Here is a 17,013-nt window from a genome sequence, read left to right as displayed (position 1 = left end):
TGCTACGGTTGCCGTGCCGCAAAAGCCAAAGGCCAGGCCCACGTTCTGCCGGATCACAGCCATGCTTAAAAGCCCCTCGGAATCAACCGCATCCCCGTCAATGGCATCCAGCCAGGATGCCACTTTGCACGGTTGCCACACCCCGCAAGGCAGCTGCTTGACCCACCTTCAGCCGGATCACAGCCATGCTTAAAAGCCCTTCGGAACTCTCCGCCACCCCATCGATGGCTGCCGACTCCGCCGCCAGCCTGCGCGGCAGCCGCGCCGCCAAAGGCAGCCGCAGCCTGGCCAACTTGCTGTCGGAAGAGTTTGAAAACAAGATCCGCCAAGGCCTGTTGCAAGAGGGCGACAAGCTGCCCACCGAGACCGAACTGGTGCGCAGCTATGACGTCAGCCGCACGGTGGTGCGCGAGGCGCTGTCCAAGCTGCAAGCCTCGGGCCTAGTCGAGACCAAGCACGGCATCGGCACCTTTGTGCTGCCCGCGCGCAGCACACCGGGCATGGTGCTGAGCGCCCATGAGCTGAGTGAATCGGTCGACGTGCTGGCGGTGCTGGAGCTGCGCATCAGCCTGGAGACCGAGGCGGCGGGCCTGGCAGCGACCCGGCGCCAGGAGCCGCATCTGCGCGCGATGCGCACTGCGCTGCAGGCCTTTGAGCAGAACTTTGCGCTGGGCCGCGAGACGGTGAGCCATGACCTGGACTTTCACCTCAGCATTGCCAAGGCGACGGGCAACCGCTACTTCCAGGAGATCCTGCAGCACTTTGGCTCCATGTTGATTCCGCGCAACCGGATTGCCTCGATCCACATCCCCACGCGCGACCCGGACTACCTCAAGCGCGTGAACCGCGAGCATGAAGAAATCTTCTCTGCGATCGAGCGCCAGGATGCGGACTCAGCCCGCGCCGCCATGCGCATCCACCTGACCAACTCGCGCGAACGACTGCGCCTGGCCCAGCGCCTGGCCCAGGAGCAGCAAGCAGCCGGCACGCCGGACAGCAAGCGCTAAGCCGCGCAGCAGCCCTGCGCCGGGCTGCTGCCATCACCCGCTCAACACCGCCCACAAAAGCGCCAGCCACGCCGCCCTGGCGCATCACCGGGCCTGCCAAAGCACCCGCGCCAAGGCCGCGAAAAACAGCCTGAATCCCGGCCCCAACTCCCAGCCAAGCGTTTCCCCTAGTCAAGCAATACTTGGCGATCTGCATTTTGAGTTGTATGATGTCTTATATCTAAAAAGGAGACAGAGACATATGCATCGCCGTTCGCACCTGATCTATTCAGCGCTGGCCCTGGCTGCCGGTAGCTTGTTATCGACTCCGCTGTTGGCGGCCGATGCCTGGCCGAGCAAGCCGATCCGGCTGATCGTTCCCTACCCACCCGGCGGCAGCTCGGACATCATTGCCCGCTCGATTGGCCAGCTGATCTCGCAAGAGCTCAAGCAGACGGTGGTGATCGACAACAAGCCCGGTGCCAACGGCAATCTGGGGGCAGAGTTTGTCGCCCGCGCCCAGCCCGATGGCTATACCTGGCTGCTCTGCGACCTGGGAGCGCTCGCGATCTCGCCATCCATCTATACCAAGCTGAGTTTTGACCCGAGCAAGGACCTGCGTGGCGCCGCCATGCTGGCCTACTCGCCGCACATGCTGGTGGTGCACCCCTCGGTGCAGGCCAACAACCTGCAAGAGCTGGTGGCGCTGTCCAAGAAGCAGGACCTGAACTTTGCCGTCACGGCCACCGGCAGCGCGCCGCACCTGGCCGGTGTGGAACTGGCCCGGCTGACGGGCGCCAAGTGGGTCTATGTGCCCTACAAGGGTGGCGTGCAATCGGTGCAGGACACGGTGGCCGGCCAGACCCAGGTGCTGATGAACGGCATGCTGGCCACCTACCCCCATGTGCAAAGCGGCAAGTTGAAGCTGCTGGGCATTTCCAAGAACACCCGCATGCCGCTGATCGCCGATGTGCCGACCCTGGCCGAACAAGGCGCAGCCGGCTTTGCTTCGGGCACCTGGCAAGGCGTGGTCCTGCCGGCAAAGACACCCGAAGCGATCATTCAGAAGGTCAACCAGGCTTTGCTGACCGCCATCCGCTCGCCCGAGGTGCGCTCGCGCCTGACCGGCCAGGGCGCCGAGGTGGTCACGATGACGCCGGTCGAGACCGACCAATTTTTCAAGGCCGAACGCCAGCGCTGGCGCACGGTCGTTCAAACCGCCAATCTGCAGCTCGATTGAGCCGCCCGGATTTGGCACTGTCGATTCCCTCTCTTTTCTTTGAAAGTTTGATATGAGCACCATGAGCCCCCAGGATGTGAAGAACGTGATGAGTTCCGGACTGCTGTCCTTCCCCGTCACCGACTTCGATGCACAAGGCAACTTCAATGCCAAGGGCTATGCCGAGCGCCTGGAATGGCTGGCCCCGTTTGGCGCCAGCGCACTGTTCGCCGCCGGCGGCACCGGTGAGTTCTTCTCGTTGACCGCCGAAGAGTACCCCGCCATCATCAAGACCGCCGTGGACACCTGCAAGGGCAAGGTGCCGATCATCGCCGGTGCAGGCGGCCCGACCCGCTTTGCGATCCAGTGCGCACAGGCTGCTGAAGCCGCTGGCGCCCACGGCATCCTGCTGATGCCCCACTACATGACCGAAGCCAGCCAGGAAGGCCTGGCCGCCCACGTCGAAGCCGTGTGCAAGAGCGTGAAGTTCGGCGTCATCATCTACAACCGGGGCGTGAGCCGCTTTACCCCCGAGACCGTTGCCAAGCTCTGCGAACGCAACCCCAACCTGGTGGGCTTCAAGGACGGCGTGGGCGACATCGAAGCCATGTCGGCCATGTACCTGACCATGGGTGACCGCCTGGCCTACCTGGGTGGCCTGCCGACCGCCGAAGTCTATGCCGCCGCCTACAAGGCACTGGGCACGCCCGTGTACTCATCTGCCGTGTTCAACTTCATCCCCAAGACCGCCATCCGCTTCTACGAAGCCGTGCGCACCGATGACCACGCCACCCAGCACCAGCTGCTCAAGGACTTCTTCATGCCCTACCTGAAAATCCGCAACCGCAGCGCTGGCTACGCCGTGTCCATCATCAAGGCCGGCGCCAAGCTGGTGGGCCACGATGCCGGTCCGGTGCGCGCACCGCTGGCTGACCTCAAGCCCGAGGAAGTCGATATGCTGGCAGCACTGATCAAGAAGGTTGAAGCCTGATCGACCTCGCCTAACCAGCCCGGCTCCCCAGCTGCACTACGCCGCTGGGGCGCCGGGCTCCTTCCGTTTAAAGCCCCCTCCACACATGACTGCCACCCAACGCCCGCGCGTGCTGCAAATGGGCAAGATGCCGCTGCCCGCGCTTGATGCCGATCTGGCCCAGGAATTCGATACCACCGTGCTGAGCGCACAAGCGGACCCGCAGCAGTTCCTGGCTGACCACGGTTCGGAGTTTGCCTACCTGGTCACATCAGCCAGCATGGGCGCATCGGCCTCGGTGATCCAGGCCTTGCCGGCACTGCGCGGCATCAGCAGTTTTGGTGTGGGCTTTGATGCGCTGGACCAGCAGTCCATCCTCGCCCAGTCCGCGCGCGTGGGCTACACGCCCGGCGTGCTGGACGACTGCGTGGCCGACCTGGCCTTTGCGCTGCTGCTGGACAGCGCCCGCCGCCTGGCAGCGGCCGACCGCTTTGTGCGCGCGGGCCTGTGGCCTACCGAACGCTTTGGCGTCTACACCCGTGCCTCGGGCAAGCGTCTGGGCATCCTGGGCATGGGCCGCATTGGCCGCCAGGTGGCGCGCCGCGCCAGCGGTTTTGACATGGAGGTGGCCTACCACAACCGCCGCCCGGTCAGCGATTCGCCGCACCGTTACATGGCATCGCTGCAGGATCTGGCCCAGTGGTGCGACTTTCTGGTCATCACCGCCGCCGGTGGCGACGACACCCGCCACCTGGTCAATGCCCAGGTGCTGCAAGCGCTGGGCCCGCAGGGCTTTCTGATCAATGTGGCGCGCGGCAGCGTGGTCGATGAAGCGGCCTTGCTGGACGCGCTGCAGCACCAACGCATTGCCGGCGCCGGCCTCGATGTGTTCGAAGACGAGCCCCGTCCCCTGCCCGGCCTGCTGCAGCAAGACAACGTGGTGCTGGCACCGCATATCGCCAGCGGCACGCAGGAGACTCGCCGCGCCATGGCCGATCTGGTACTGGCCAACCTGCGCAGCCTGATCGCCAATGGCCAGCCGCTGCAGGAAGTGCCCTGGTCCCAGGCGGCAGCCCTGGCCCGCGCTGCTTGAGAACGTTTTGAAGACCACCTCACCATCCACCCATTTTTAGAGACCAGGCCCCAACCGCCTGGCAAGCCTATGACGACACACAACAACCTTATCAACGGCAGCTGGACACCCGGCAAGACCACCTCGCCCAACACCAACCCCAGCGACCTGTCCGACGTGATCGGCCAGTATGCGCAGGGCGATGCCAGCGATGTGGATGCCGCAGTGGCAGCGGCCACGGCGGCCTTCCCGGCCTGGAGCGTCTCGGGCATCCAGGCGCGCCATGATGCGCTCGACAAGATCGGCAATGAGATCCTGGCGCGCAAGGACGAACTGGGCGACCTGCTGGCGCGCGAAGAAGGCAAGACCCGGCCCGAGGCCATTGGCGAAGTGGCCCGCGCCGGCCAGATCTTCAAGTTCTTTGCCGGTGAATGCCTGCGCCTGGCTGGTGAGAGCCTGCCGTCGGTGCGCCCCGGCATTGGCGTGGAAATTACGCGCGAGCCCATCGGTGTGGTGGGCCTGATCACCCCCTGGAACTTCCCCATCGCGATTCCGGCCTGGAAGATTGCACCGGCGCTCGCCTTTGGCAACTGCGTGGTGATCAAGCCCGCCGACCTGGTGCCCGGCAGCGCCTGGGCGCTGGCCGACATCATCCACCGCAGCGGCATCCCCGCTGGCGTCTTCAACCTGGTGATGGGCAGGGGCCGCATCATTGGCGATGCATTAGTACAGCACCCCGATGTGGCCGCGATCAGCTTTACCGGCTCGGTCGGTGTGGGCCGGGGCATTGCCGAGGCCTGCGTCAAATCGGGCAAAAAGGTACAGCTGGAGATGGGTGGCAAGAACCCGCAGGTGGTGCTGGACGATGCCGACCTGGCCCAGGCCGTGGAGCTGTCGGCCCAGAGCTGCTTTTATTCGACCGGCCAGCGTTGCACCGCATCGAGCCGCCTGATCGTCACCGACAAGATCTACCCCGCCTTTGTGCAGGCGCTGCAAGAGCGCATGGCCAAGATCAAGGTGGGCGATGCGCGCGCCGCCGGCACCGATATCGGCCCCGTCGTAAGCCAGGCCCAGCTGGAGCAGGACCTGAGCTATGTGGAAATCGCCAAGGCCGAAGGCGCCGTGCTGGCCACCGGCGGCAGCCGCATTGCCTGCCACACCGGCAGCGGCAAGGAAGGCTTTTTCATGCAACCCGCCTTGCTGGTGGACAGCACGCCGCAGATGCGCATCAACCGCGAAGAGGTGTTTGGACCCGTCGCCAGCGTGATCCGTGTGCAGGACTATGAAGAGGCGCTGGCCGTCGCCAACGACACCGCCTTTGGCCTGTCTGCCGGCATTGCCACCACCAGCCTGAAGTACGCCAGCCACTTCAAGCGCCATGCCCAGGCCGGCATGGTGATGGTGAACCTGCCCACCGCCGGCGTGGACTACCATGTGCCGTTTGGCGGCCGCAAGGGATCGAGCTACGGCCCGCGCGAGCAAGGCCGCTATGCGCAGGAGTTCTACACCACGGTGAAGACCGCCTATACGCTGGCTTGAACGTCTGCGCCTGCAACGGGCGCTTTGCGGGCATCCAGCGGTACTCCCCTGGATGCCCGCGCAGTACTTGGTCGCTCTCAGGTAATACGCTTGGCGGAAAATGGCAGGATGAAACTTCTGCCTGACCTCTCGCTGCCGGTGACGGCCGACATCCACGATCCCCAGCCCCTCATCCTCTACCACGGCCGCAACTGCCCCGATGGCTATGGCGCGGCGCTGGCGGCCTGGCTGTTCTTCTCCGGCAATGCAGAGTTTCGCGGCCTGGACCATGGCGAAATCCAGACCGTGGACGACCTGGGCCCACTGGCTGGCCGCACGATCTACATCCTGGACTTTGCCTTTGGCCCCGAGCTGCTGGCAGCCATCGAGGCCCAGGCGCACAAGCTGGTGCTGCTGGACCACCACAAGAGCGCGGCCGAGAAGCTCAATGGCTACCAATGCACCTGCGGCGTCGTGCATTTCGACATGAACAAGTCCGGCGCGCGCCTGGCCTGGGAGTTCTTCTTCCCCAAAGACCCGATCCCCGCGCTGGTGCTGCACATCGAAGACCGCGACATCTGGCGCTGGCAGTACCCCGAGAGTGGGGCCTTTTTGGCCGCGCTGGACATGGAGCCGCGCAGCTTTGAGCGCTGGGCCGAGATTGCGGCCTTCAGCCCCGAGCAGCTGAGCGCCTTCATGGCCCGTGGCGGCGCGATGGATGAGAAATACCTCAAGCTCTGCAGCGATATCGCCGAAGGCGCGCAGCCGCTGGTGTTCAACGGCGTGGCCGGCCTGATGGTCAATGCCCCGGGCATGTTCCACAGCCAGGTGGGCGACATCCTCGCCAAGCAAAGCGGCAGCTTTGCGCTGATGTGGAGCGCCAGCCCCAAGGGCGCCAAATGCGGCCTGCGCTCGCGCTCGGATTTCAACTGCATCCCGCTGGCCGAAAGCATGGGCGGCGGCGGCCATGCCCAGGCCTGCGGTTTCCGCATGGGGGTGGAGCGCATCCCCGAGCTGCTGGCAGGCACGCTGACCGCCCGGCCTGAAGACGCACTGCCGCCATCGCGCCCCGCCCCTACACCGGCGCCAACCGGCACGCCATGATGCCTGCCACCCGCACAGGCAGCAGCACCTGGGCGCAGCAATGCCCCCTGTGCGGCCAGAGCAATGGCTGCGCGGTGGCCCAGGGCCTGCCCGCTGCCCAGTGCTGGTGCATGACCGCCGATATTGATCCCCAGGCCTTGCAGCGCCTGGCCCCTGCCGAGCGCGGCCAGCGCTGCATCTGCCCGGCCTGTGGCCGTGCGCAGCCTGATCCCGGCGCCCGCCCCCACCGGGGTGACTGACAAGCCCCAGCGCTACCGATCATCATCAAACGCCCGGGGTCGGCCTGCCTGCAGCCGCCCCACCAGGCCCCTCGCCACACGCGCCCCATCCGCCCAGCCCACGCCATGCAGATAAGACACCACACCTCCCAGGATCTGCGCAGCCTCTATGGGGACCGCTTTCGCTGGTACCTGCTGTTCAGCGTCATGGTGGGCACGATGGCCTCGATCATCTCCTCGACCATCTTCAATGTCGCCATCCCGGCGATGAGCCTGCACTTCCAGCTGGGCCAGTCGCGCGCGCAATGGGTGACCTCGTCCTTCATGGTGGCCACGACGGTGGCGATGCTGACCACGCCCTGGCTGCTGTCGCGCTACGGCTACCGCAACACCTACCTGGGCGCCGTGCTGCTGCTGATGCTGGGGGGCATTGGCGGGGGTTTTAGCAGCGACTACAACCTGGTGCTGGTGGCGCGCGTCGTCGAAGGCCTGGCGGCCGGCGTGATCCAGCCGATTCCGGCCATCATCATCCTGCATGCCTTTGCCGCCCATGAGCAGGGCCGCGCCAATGGCCTGTTTGGCATGGGCATCGTGCTGGCGCCGGCCATCGGCCCCAGCGTGGGCGGCCTGCTGGTCGACTGGATGGGCTGGCGTTCGGTGTTCTTCATGGTGGTGCCGCTGTGCCTGGCCTCGGTCTGGCTGGGGCTGAAGTTTGTGCCCGTCAATGCGCCGGGTGGCGCAGCCGCCGACCGCCATGGCAAAAGCCTGGACTGGCTGGGCCTGGCCATTGCGACCACCGGCACCGTCTGCCTGCTCAATGGCCTGGTGGCGCTGCATGGCACGGGCTGGCAGCAAAGCGCCGTGCTGCTGGCCATTGCACTGGTCTGCCTGCCCGCGTTCATCGCCTGGCAGCGGCGCCTGCTGGCCCAGGGCGGCAAGCCGCTGATGGACCTGCGCCTGTTTGCCTGCAAGCCTTTTGCGGCCGGCTGCATTGTGGCCTTTATCTATGGCGTGGCCTTGTTTGTCTCCACCTACTTGCTGCCGGTGTTCATGCAGCTGGGGCTGTCCTACTCGGCCTCGGTGGTCGGCACCACGATGCTGCCCGCCGGCCTGGTGCTGGGCGGCGTCATCGCGCTGGCTGGCCGCATGGCCGACCGCACCCCCGTGCACTGGCTGGTGATCGGCGGCCTGTCGCTGCTCGCGCTGTCCTTTGTGCTCACGGGTGTGCTACAGCCGGGCTCGCCGCTGTGGCTGCTGATCGGCTACACGGTGCTGGGCCGCGTCGGCCTGGGCTTTATCCTCCCCTCGCTCACGCTGGGCAGCATGCGGCCGCTGGACAAGAGCCTGATCTCGCAGGGATCGAGCAGCTTCAGCTTTCTGCGCATGCTCGGCGGCGCCGCCGGGGTCAGCCTCTGCGGCATCTTTCTGGAGTGGCGCGTGGCCTTCTATGCCAACCAGTCGCCCGCGATCGACATTGCGCTGGCAGAGCGGGTGGCGGGCTTTCGCGACACCTTTTTGATGCTGGCCGTGGTCTGCGTGCTGGCCGGCATTGCCGCGCGCCAGTTGCAGCCGCCTGCAGCCCCCAAGCCCTGAGCGGCTGGCGAATGGTCTACACTGGGCCATCCAACGGTTTTCAAAGAGTTTTTGCCATGTGCCAACTGCTGGGGATGAACTGCAACACCCCCACCGACATCAACTTCAGCTTCAGCGGCTTTTCGCAGCGGGCGGGCAATACCGACCACCACAGCGATGGCTGGGGCATTGCCTTTTTTGAAGAAGGCGGCCTGCGCCTGCTGGTGGACCACCAACCGGCCGTCCAGTCGCCCGTGGCCGAGCTGGTGCGCCGCTACCCCATCCACAGCCGCAATGTGATTGCGCATATCCGCAAGGCCACCCAGGGCCGGGTGCTGCTGCAAAACTGCCACCCCTTTGTGCGCGAGCTCTGGGGCAAGAACTGGGTGTTTGCCCACAATGGCGACCTCAAGGACTTCCGCCCCCGCCTGCACAGCCACTTTCACCCGGTGGGCGACACCGACAGCGAGCATGTGTTTTGCTGGCTGATGCAGGAGCTGTGGAAATCCCATGCCGGCACGCCCAGCATTGCCGAGCTGACCCACACCTTGCGCGAGCTGGCCGCGCAGATCGCGCCCCAGGGCACCTTCAACTTTCTGCTCTCCAACGGCGAGGCGCTCTGGGCCCATGCCAATACCTTTCTGTGCTACACCGAGCGCGCGCATCCCTTTGCCCAGGCCCAGCTGAGCGATGAGGACCTGAGCATCGACTTTGCCACCTGCACCACGCCGCAGGACCGGGTGGCCGTGGTGGTGACCGCGCCGCTGACCACCAACGAGCGGTGGACGCCCTTCCAGCCCGGCGAGCTGATGGTGTTTGCCGACGGCCGGCGCCTGGCGCTTTAAGAACCTGTTCAAACCAACAAACCCGGCAGCGCCGGGTTTGTTTTTGGTACGTCTGCGCGAAAGTCTTCAGGCCAGCGCGCGGGTGATCAGAATCTTCTGCACATCGCTGGTGCCTTCATAGATCTGGCAGACCCGCACATCGCGGTAGATGCGCTCGACCGGAAAATCATTGACGACGCCATAGCCGCCCAGGGTCTGGATGGCGGCGCTGCAGACGCGCTCGGCCATCTCGCTGGCAAACAGCTTGGCCATGGCCGCTTCCTTGAGGCAAGGCTGGCCGGCATCGCGCAGGCTGGCGGCATGCCAGATCAGCTGGCGCGCGGCCTCGATCTGCGTGGCACACTCGGCCAGGCGAAAGCCAACGGCCTGGTGGTTGATGATGGCGGTGCCAAAGCTCTCGCGCTCCTTGGCGTACTGCACGGCCACGTCAAAGGCGCTGCGCGCCATACCCACGCTTTGCGCGGCAATGCCGATGCGCCCGCCTTCGAGCGCGCCCAGCGCAATCTTGTAGCCCTCGCCTTCGGCACCGATCAGGTTCTCGGCCGGCACCACGCAGTGCTCAAAATTGATCTGCGCGGTATCGCTGCTGTGCTGGCCGAGCTTGTCTTCCAGCCGTGCGACCTGGTAGCCCGGGTTGTCGGTGGGCACAATAAAGGCGCTCATGCCCTTTTTGCCGGCGCCCTTGTCGGTCACCGCAATGACGATCGCCATCTGCCCGTTCTTGCCGCTGGTGATGAACTGCTTGACGCCATTGATCACATAGGCATCGCCCTGCCTGGTGGCGGTGGTGCGCAGCGCGCTGGCATCCGAGCCCACATGGGGCTCGGTCAGGCAGAAGGCGCCCAGCATCTCGCCCCTCGCCAGAGGGGCCAGCCATTGCTTCTTTTGCGCATCACTGCCGTAGCGCATCAAGATCGCATTGACGGGGCAGTTGGTCACGCTGATGGCGGTGCTGGTGCCGCCGTCGCCAGCGGCGATTTCTTCCAGCACCAGAGCCAGGCTGATGTAGTCCAGCCCTGCGCCCCCCAGTGCATCGGGCACGCAGATGCCGTAGGCACCCAGCTGGGCCAGACCCTGGTGGGCCGCCTTGGGGAACACATGGTCGCGGTCCCACTGCGCAGCGTGCGGCCACAGCTCGGCCTGGGCAAATTCACGCACCGCATCGCGGATCATCGTCTGGTCGTCGTTCAAAAGCATGGGTTGGTCTCCGGATTTTCTAGTTCTGGCGCGGTCTGGCAGGCTGGGCTTACCAATGCTTGGCGCGGCGGCCATCGTGGTGCAGCAGGCGCCCCTTGTCCGCCTCCGTGACCGAGGCCAGGGTCTGGCGCATGTCGCTCACGCTTTGCTGCACGGTCAGGGGCGCTTCTTGCCCACCCATGTCGGTCTGCACCCAGCCCGGGTCCAAGGTAATCAGGCGCGCGCCTGGGTAGTCATGCTGGGCCGAGGCCACCGCCATGTTCAGCGCCGTCTTGCTGACGCGGTACAGCCAGGAGTAGCTGTCGTCCACGCCTTCGATCTGCGACATCGACGACGAGATAAAGGCAAACACGCCGCCGCTGGCCTCCACGATCGGGCCGATCTGCGGCAGCAGCTGCATGGCGCCCAGCACATTGGTGTGCATCACCGCATCAAAATCGGCCTGCGTCGGCACCTCGCGGGCATTGGGCCGGCGGATGACCCCAGCCACATACATCGCCACATCGATCTGCTGGCCGGCCAACGCAGTTGCCAGCGCGGTCACGCTCTCGGGCTGGAGCACATCGACCAGGAACGCCTGCGCGCCCAGCGCCTGCAGGCGCGCCTGGGCCTCGGTATCCCGCACCGTGGCCAGCACGGTCCAGCCGGCCTGCGCATATTCCCGCACCAGCTCCAGGCCGATGCCGCGCGAGGCGCCAATCACCAAAATCACAGCCATTCCCACGCCCTCCTTGGCGGTTGTTGTCACTGTCCCTGCTCTTGCAGAATCTGCTGCTGGTAGCGCGCCACCATATCCGCCTGCGGCTCGGGCGCCGCAGTCAGGCCCATCTGGTCATGGATCATCTGGTTGAGCGTCGGCAGGGTGCTGCGCGCAATCTGTGCCTCGGCCTGCCACAGGCGCGAGCGCATCAAGGCCTTGGCGCAGTGCAGATAGGCTTCGCGCACCTCGATCTCGATCACCAGCTTGGGCCGTTGGCGCTCGCCGTCAAACACATCGATAAAGCGGGCCTCATCGCGCAGCTTTGCGGTGCCGTTGACGCGCAAGGTCTCATCCACACCGGGCAGCAGGAACAGCAGCGCAATACGCGCATCGGTCAGCAGGTTGCTGAGCGAATCGAGCCGGTTGTTACCGCCGGCATCGGGCAGCAGCAGATGCTGCGCGCCCTGGCATTTGACAAAGCCCGGCGGCCCGCCCCGGGGCGAGGCATCGAGCATCTCGGCCGCCTGCCCGGCCGTGGCCACCACGCACAGCGGCGACAGCGCAATAAAGCGCTGGCAGTGGGCATCGAGGTGGCCAAGCTGCTTGGCCAGCGCGCGCTCGGCGGGCTGGGCGTAGAGGGCGCGCAGTTGCTCCGTCGTTTCGATCATGCGGCCTCCGGGTCGTCACCGTCCGCATCGGCCGCCGCAGCGCCGGCTGCCGCATACACGGCCAGGTAGGCATCCCAGGACGGATCGAATGACACCTCGACGCGCCCGGGCAGGGCCACCGCCTGCTGCTGCAGCAGCTGCTGGGCGGCAGCGGCATCATCGACGTAGTAGCAGGCGCTGCGCTCGCGCATGCCTTCAATACGGGTGTAGGCCAGAATGCCGGTCTCCATGCGCTCGAGCGCTGCTTGCAGGCCTTCTTGCGCATCGCGCGCCTGGTCCAGGCTCTCGCCGTCTTCAAACGCCAAGGTCCATTGCAGGCAGTAGGGCAGATCGGCGCGCGTGGCCACGGCATTGGCCGACAGGCGCAGGCCCAGCAGATCGGGCACGGCATCGGCCGCCGCATCGCGGCGGCGTGCTTCGAGCATTTTCCAGCGGTCGTCGTCTGCCGTGGGGAAGCGGTAGCTGCGCCCCAGGCTGTCGCGCAAAAAGGCATCGAACAGCGCAGGAAAAGCGGACAGCGGGCCGACACCTGCGACCTCGGGCGCAAAGCCATCGACCACCTCGACCGGGCCCACACGCACGGCGAAATCCCATTCACCCAGCGCATGGTCCAGCATGATAAAGGCCATGTGCTGGGCCAGCTCGCGCTGCTCGGGCGCAATGATCTTCTCAAAGCCCAGCTCCAGGCCGACGATGCCGCCGGCATCGTAGTGGGCCACCAGCACGTCCGAGCAGGAGAGCTCCAGGCCCTCCATCGCCATGCTGAAATCCTGGATCGGGCTGCGGTTGCGGAAGGCCTGCACCTTGTAGCCCGGCAGGCTGGGGGCGGCACGCACCAGGGCCATCAGGTTCTCGAACTGGTCGACATTGCCGTGGGCACTGAACACCAGGCGCGAAAACAGGCTGCCTTCGGAGCGCTCCAGCTCCAGCGCCAAATCGGGGGCAACGCGGGCCAGCATCTCATTGGCCTGTGCCACAAAGGCCTGGTTGGGCAACAGCGCTAGGTGGCGCTCTTGGTAGACCAGCTCCTGCCAGAAGGACTCGATGTCCTGCGCTTGCAGCTGCCCCGGGCCGGGGCCCACCGATTCGTTCGTCATAGTTTCTCCTCTTTCAGGATGACTAGACTACATGATTTCAATCGCCATCGCAGTGGCCTCACCTCCGCCGATGCACAGGGTGGCCAGGCCACGGCGCTTGCCACGGGCCTGCAGCGCGTGCAGCAAGGTCACCAGAATGCGCGCACCACTGGCACCAATGGGGTGGCCCAGCGCGCAGGCGCCGCCGTTGACGTTGACGATGTCGTGCGAGACCTTCATGTCGGCCATCAGCGCCATCGGCACCACGGCAAAGGCTTCGTTGATTTCCCAGAGGTCCACATCCTCGACCTTCCAGCCGGCTTTTTTCAGCGCTTTCTCGGTCGCGCCGATCGGTGCGGTGGTGAACCACTCGGGCTCTTGCGCATAGCTGGCATGGGCCACGATCTTGGCCAGCGGCTTGCAGCCCAGCTCCTTGGCGGTGGATGCGCGCATCAGCACCAGGGCCGCTGCGCCATCGTTGATGCTGGAGCTCGACGCCGCCGTGATCGTGCCATCCTTCTTGAACGCGGGCTTGAGCGCGGCGATCTTGTCCAGCCGCGCCTTGCCGGGGCCCTCGTCTTCGGTCACGGTGATATCGCCCTTGCGGGTGGACACGGTCACCGGCGTGATCTCGGCCTTGAAGGCGCCGGACGCGGTGGCGGCCTGCGCGCGCTGCACGCTGGCAATGGCAAACTGGTCCTGCTGCTCGCGGCTGAACTGGTACTTGGCGGCACAGTCCTCGCCAAAGGTGCCCATCGAGCGGCCGGGTTCATAGGCGTCTTCCAGGCCATCGAGCATCATGTGGTCGAACACCTTGTCATGGCCCATGCGGTAGCCGCCACGGCCCTTTTTGAGCAGGTAGGGGGCGTTGGTCATGCTTTCCATGCCACCGGCCACCATCACATCGCGGCTGCCAGCCACCAGCTGGTCATGGGCCAGGATGGTGGCTTCCATGCCGGCGCCGCACATCTTCGACAGGGTCACGGCGCCGGTGCTCTTGGGCAGGCCGCCCTTGAACAAGGCCTGGCGCGCCGGGGCCTGGCCCTGGCCGGCCATCAGGCAGTTGCCAAACAGCACTTCTTCCACTTTTTCAGGGGCGACACCCGCGCGCTCCACCGCAGCCTTGATGGCCGCGCCACCCAGGTCATTGGCCGAGAGCTCGGCAAAATCGCCCATGAAAGCACCCATGGGGGTACGGGCTGCGCCAACGATAACGACGGGATCATGCATCGGGTGTCTCCTGATTGAATTGGGGTCTTGCGGCAGGCATCTCAGGGCCCGCTCGCGCTGTAAAAAAGGCAGCCCTGGGCCCAGGGCTGCCTTGCGGGTTTAATCGCGCTTGCGTTCGGCCACCAAGGCCACGGCGCGCTGGTGGACTTCGGCCAGTCCGCCAATGCCTGGTACGGTCATCTCCAGGTCGGTGATCAGGCCGTTCTTGAGGCTGTAGCACCAGCCGTGCAAGGTCACCTTCTGGCCGCGCGTCCAGGCGTCCTGCAAGATGGTGCTCTGCGCCACATTCACCACCTGCTCGATGGCGTTGAGCTCGCACAGCGCATCATGGCGGTGCTGGGGCGAGAGGCTTTGCAGCAGGTCCAGGTGCTTGTCGCGCACATCGCGCACGTGGCGTGTCCAGTTGTCGACCAGGCCCAGGCGCAGGCCTTCGAGCGCCGCCAGCACACCGCCGCAGCCGTAGTGGCCCACGACCATCAGGTCCTGGATCTTGAGCTGGTCGACCGAATACTGGATGGTCGACAGGCAGTTCAGATCGCTCGGAACCACCACATTGGCCACATTGCGGTGCACAAACACTTCACCGGGTTCCAGACCGGTGATCTGGTTGGCGGGCACGCGGCTGTCCGAACAACCGATCCACATGTACTTGGGGTGCTGCTGCGACATCAGGCCCGTGAAGAACCCGGGGCGGTCACGCTCCATCTGCTCTGCCCACAAACGGTTGTGGTCAAACAGGTCTTTGATGGAGGTCGTAGTCATAAGGCTATCCTTTGTTGTGTGGGTATCAGGATGGCGCAGCGCAGCCGGTCAGCAGGTTTCTGCGAACAGCTCACGCCCAATCAACATGCGGCGAATCTCGCTGGTGCCGGCGCCAATTTCATAGAGTTTCGCATCTCTCCAGAGGCGGCCGAGGGGATACTCGTTGATATACCCATTGCCGCCATAGATTTGCACGCCTTCGCCGGCCATCCAGGTGGCCTTCTCGGCGCACCACAGAATGACGCTGGCGCAGTCCTTGCGCACTTGGCGAACATGGTCTGTTCCGAGCAGATCGAGGTTTTTAGCGACCGTATAGGCAAAAGAGCGGCCTGCTTGCAGCACGGTGTACATATCGGCCACCTTGCCCTGGATGAGCTGGAACTCACCAATGCTCTGGCCAAACTGCTTGCGGTCGTGGATATAGGGCACCACGTTGTCCATTACCGACTGCATGATGCCCAGCGGGCCACCGGTCAGCACAGCGCGTTCGTAGTCCAGCCCGCTCATCAGCACCTTGGCGCCGCCATTGACCTGGCCCAGCACATTCTCGGCCGGTACTTCAACGTTCTGGAACACCAGCTCGCCCGTATGGCTGCCGCGCATGCCCAGCTTGTCCAGCTTCTGCGCAATCGAAAAGCCGGGCATGCCCTTCTCGATCAGGAAGGCGGTCACGCCCCGCGCGCCCATCTCCGGCTCGGTCTTGGCGTACACCACCAGGGTGTCGGCATCCGGGCCGTTGGTGATCCACATCTTGTTGCCGTTGAGCAGGTAGTAGCCGCCCTTGTCTTCGGCCTTGAGCTTCATGCTGATGACGTCGGAGCCGGCACCCGGCTCGCTCATCGCCAACGCGCCCACATGCTCACCGCTGATCAGCTTGGGCAGGTACTTGGCCTTCTGGGCCTCATTGCCATTGCGGTTGATCTGGTTCACGCAGAGGTTGCTGTGCGCGCCATAGGACAGGCCCACTGATGCGCTGGCGCGGGAGATCTCCTCCATCGCCACCATATGAGCCAGGTAGCCCATGTCCGCGCCGCCGTATTGCTCGGACACCGTGATGCCCAGGACGCCCAGGTCGCCAAACTTGCGCCACAGGTCCATCGGGAACTGGTCATTGCGGTCGATCTCGGCGGCACGCGGCGCGATTTCGGCCTGCGCGAACTCGCGCACGGCGTCGCGCAGGGCGTCGATATCCTCACCCAACTGGAAATTCAGGCCTGGTAATCCGGACATGGTCTTGTCTCCTATCTATATGGCGCACCCGATGCCGCCGGCGCGCGCCAAGGCGCTAGAGCGGCATCATTACGTTTACGTTCACGTCAACTATATATTATTTTTTTGACGGCTGCTTTGCGAGCAAAGCATGGGCTTCTTGCATATGCCCATCAATTTCTGCCAAGTTGGCCTGCAAATCTGCCAACTGCGTCTGCAGGCGCTGGCGATGCGCCGTCAGCACCTCGATAAAGCGGCTCAGCTGCACACCGGTATCGCGCGGTGACTCATAGAGGTCAATGATTTCCTTGGCTTCCTGCAAGCTCAGCCCCAGGCGCTTGGCGCGCAAGGTCAGGCGCAGACGCGTGCGCTCCTTGGCCGAGTAGACGCGCTGCTTGCCGCCGGCGCCGGTGCGCTCGGGGTGCAACAGGCCCATGTCCTCATAGAAGCGGATGGCCCGGGTGGTCAGATCAAATTCTGCAGCCAGCTGCCCGATGGAATAAGTCGGTGTCATGGTCCCCCTGCACGCCCTTGTTGTTCTGGATGGACCATTATGCGGCATGCGCCGCTCTCCACCGCCAGGTGCCGGCCAAAAGAAAAACCCCTCTACTCGGGAAGAGCAGAGGGGTTGATCAGTATAAAAGCCTGACGATGACCTACTTTCACA

The 17,013-nt window shown here is 64.9% G+C and carries 17 protein-coding genes; 9 read left to right on the top strand and 8 right to left on the bottom strand.

Features of this window, described 5'->3' with window-relative positions; all coding sequences use genetic code 11:
* Window positions 1–224 precede the first annotated feature (224 nt).
* The 9 genes from WH303_RS21900 (at window position 225) to WH303_RS21860 (ending at window position 9,504) form a co-directional block, all read left to right on the top strand.
* A complete protein-coding gene (locus WH303_RS21900) occupies window positions 225–1,007 on the top strand; it encodes a FadR/GntR family transcriptional regulator (RefSeq protein WP_339521141.1) in 783 nt (260 codons plus the stop codon).
* Window positions 1,008–1,248: 241 nt separating this feature from the next.
* Window positions 1,249–2,226 carry a Bug family tripartite tricarboxylate transporter substrate binding protein gene (locus tag WH303_RS21895; RefSeq protein WP_133855934.1) on the top strand — a complete coding sequence of 326 codons (978 nt, stop codon included), beginning with the start codon at window positions 1,249–1,251 and terminating at the stop codon, window positions 2,224–2,226.
* Window positions 2,227–2,287: 61 nt separating this feature from the next.
* Window positions 2,288–3,196, top strand: a complete 909-nt coding sequence (kdgD, locus tag WH303_RS21890; RefSeq protein WP_027010435.1) for a 5-dehydro-4-deoxyglucarate dehydratase — start codon at window positions 2,288–2,290, stop codon at window positions 3,194–3,196.
* 85 nt (window positions 3,197–3,281) lie between these two features.
* Window positions 3,282–4,268 carry a 2-hydroxyacid dehydrogenase gene (locus WH303_RS21885; protein WP_339521094.1) on the top strand — a complete coding sequence of 329 codons (987 nt, stop codon included), beginning with the start codon at window positions 3,282–3,284 and terminating at the stop codon, window positions 4,266–4,268.
* A 69-nt stretch (window positions 4,269–4,337) separates the two neighbouring features.
* Window positions 4,338–5,786, top strand: coding sequence for an aldehyde dehydrogenase family protein (locus WH303_RS21880; protein ID WP_339521093.1), 1,449 nt, complete (start codon window positions 4,338–4,340; stop codon window positions 5,784–5,786).
* A gap of 108 nt (window positions 5,787–5,894) precedes the next feature.
* Window positions 5,895–6,869, top strand: coding sequence for a DHH family phosphoesterase (locus WH303_RS21875; protein WP_339521092.1), 975 nt, complete (start codon window positions 5,895–5,897; stop codon window positions 6,867–6,869).
* Window positions 6,866–7,108, top strand: coding sequence for a cysteine-rich CWC family protein (locus WH303_RS21870; protein ID WP_339521091.1), 243 nt, complete (start codon window positions 6,866–6,868; stop codon window positions 7,106–7,108). Before WH303_RS21875 ends, WH303_RS21870 begins: the two co-directional genes overlap by 4 nt.
* Before the next feature lie 105 nt (window positions 7,109–7,213).
* A complete protein-coding gene (locus tag WH303_RS21865) occupies window positions 7,214–8,680 on the top strand; it encodes a DHA2 family efflux MFS transporter permease subunit (RefSeq protein WP_339521090.1) in 1,467 nt (488 codons plus the stop codon).
* Between the two features lie 56 nt (window positions 8,681–8,736).
* Entirely contained in the window at window positions 8,737–9,504 is a 768-nt protein-coding gene (locus tag WH303_RS21860; RefSeq protein ID WP_339521089.1) for a class II glutamine amidotransferase, read from the top strand.
* A gap of 66 nt (window positions 9,505–9,570) precedes the next feature.
* Here the strand turns inward: WH303_RS21860 and WH303_RS21855 are convergent, their stop codons facing one another.
* The 8 genes from WH303_RS21855 to WH303_RS21820 all read right to left on the bottom strand — a co-directional run bounded on the left by WH303_RS21855 (window position 9,571) and on the right by WH303_RS21820 (window position 16,860).
* Window positions 9,571–10,701, bottom strand: coding sequence for an acyl-CoA dehydrogenase family protein (locus WH303_RS21855; protein WP_021024988.1), 1,131 nt, complete (start codon window positions 10,699–10,701; stop codon window positions 9,571–9,573).
* A gap of 49 nt (window positions 10,702–10,750) precedes the next feature.
* Complete coding sequence (locus WH303_RS21850) at window positions 10,751–11,419, bottom strand: SDR family oxidoreductase (protein WP_339521088.1); 669 nt, start codon at window positions 11,417–11,419, stop codon at window positions 10,751–10,753.
* Window positions 11,420–11,445: 26 nt separating this feature from the next.
* Window positions 11,446–12,069: an MSMEG_1061 family FMN-dependent PPOX-type flavoprotein gene (locus WH303_RS21845; protein ID WP_021024986.1), complete on the bottom strand. Its 624-nt coding sequence runs from the start codon at window positions 12,067–12,069 to the stop codon at window positions 11,446–11,448.
* Window positions 12,066–13,166 carry a hypothetical protein gene (locus tag WH303_RS21840; protein ID WP_339521087.1) on the bottom strand — a complete coding sequence of 367 codons (1,101 nt, stop codon included), beginning with the start codon at window positions 13,164–13,166 and terminating at the stop codon, window positions 12,066–12,068. Before WH303_RS21840 ends, WH303_RS21845 begins: the two co-directional genes overlap by 4 nt.
* 27 nt (window positions 13,167–13,193) lie before the next feature.
* A complete protein-coding gene (locus tag WH303_RS21835; RefSeq protein WP_339521086.1) occupies window positions 13,194–14,375 on the bottom strand; it encodes an acetyl-CoA C-acyltransferase in 1,182 nt (393 codons plus the stop codon).
* A gap of 99 nt (window positions 14,376–14,474) precedes the next feature.
* Window positions 14,475–15,137 (bottom strand): carbonate dehydratase, encoded by a 663-nt coding sequence (gene can, locus WH303_RS21830; RefSeq protein ID WP_021024983.1) that lies wholly within the window; start codon window positions 15,135–15,137, stop codon window positions 14,475–14,477.
* 48 nt (window positions 15,138–15,185) lie between these two features.
* Window positions 15,186–16,367, bottom strand: coding sequence for an isovaleryl-CoA dehydrogenase (locus WH303_RS21825; RefSeq protein ID WP_021024982.1), 1,182 nt, complete (start codon window positions 16,365–16,367; stop codon window positions 15,186–15,188).
* 97 nt (window positions 16,368–16,464) lie between these two features.
* Window positions 16,465–16,860 carry a MerR family transcriptional regulator gene (locus tag WH303_RS21820; RefSeq protein ID WP_021024981.1) on the bottom strand — a complete coding sequence of 132 codons (396 nt, stop codon included), beginning with the start codon at window positions 16,858–16,860 and terminating at the stop codon, window positions 16,465–16,467.
* Window positions 16,861–17,013 lie beyond the last annotated feature (153 nt).

The sequence above is a fragment of the Comamonas sp. MYb69 genome, from assembly GCF_037479315.1.
In the GTDB taxonomy this organism is placed as follows: Bacteria; Pseudomonadota; Gammaproteobacteria; order Burkholderiales; family Burkholderiaceae_C; genus Comamonas.
The sequence above is the reverse complement of the archived record's forward strand: the minus strand, read 5'-3'. Positions and strand labels throughout refer to the sequence as shown.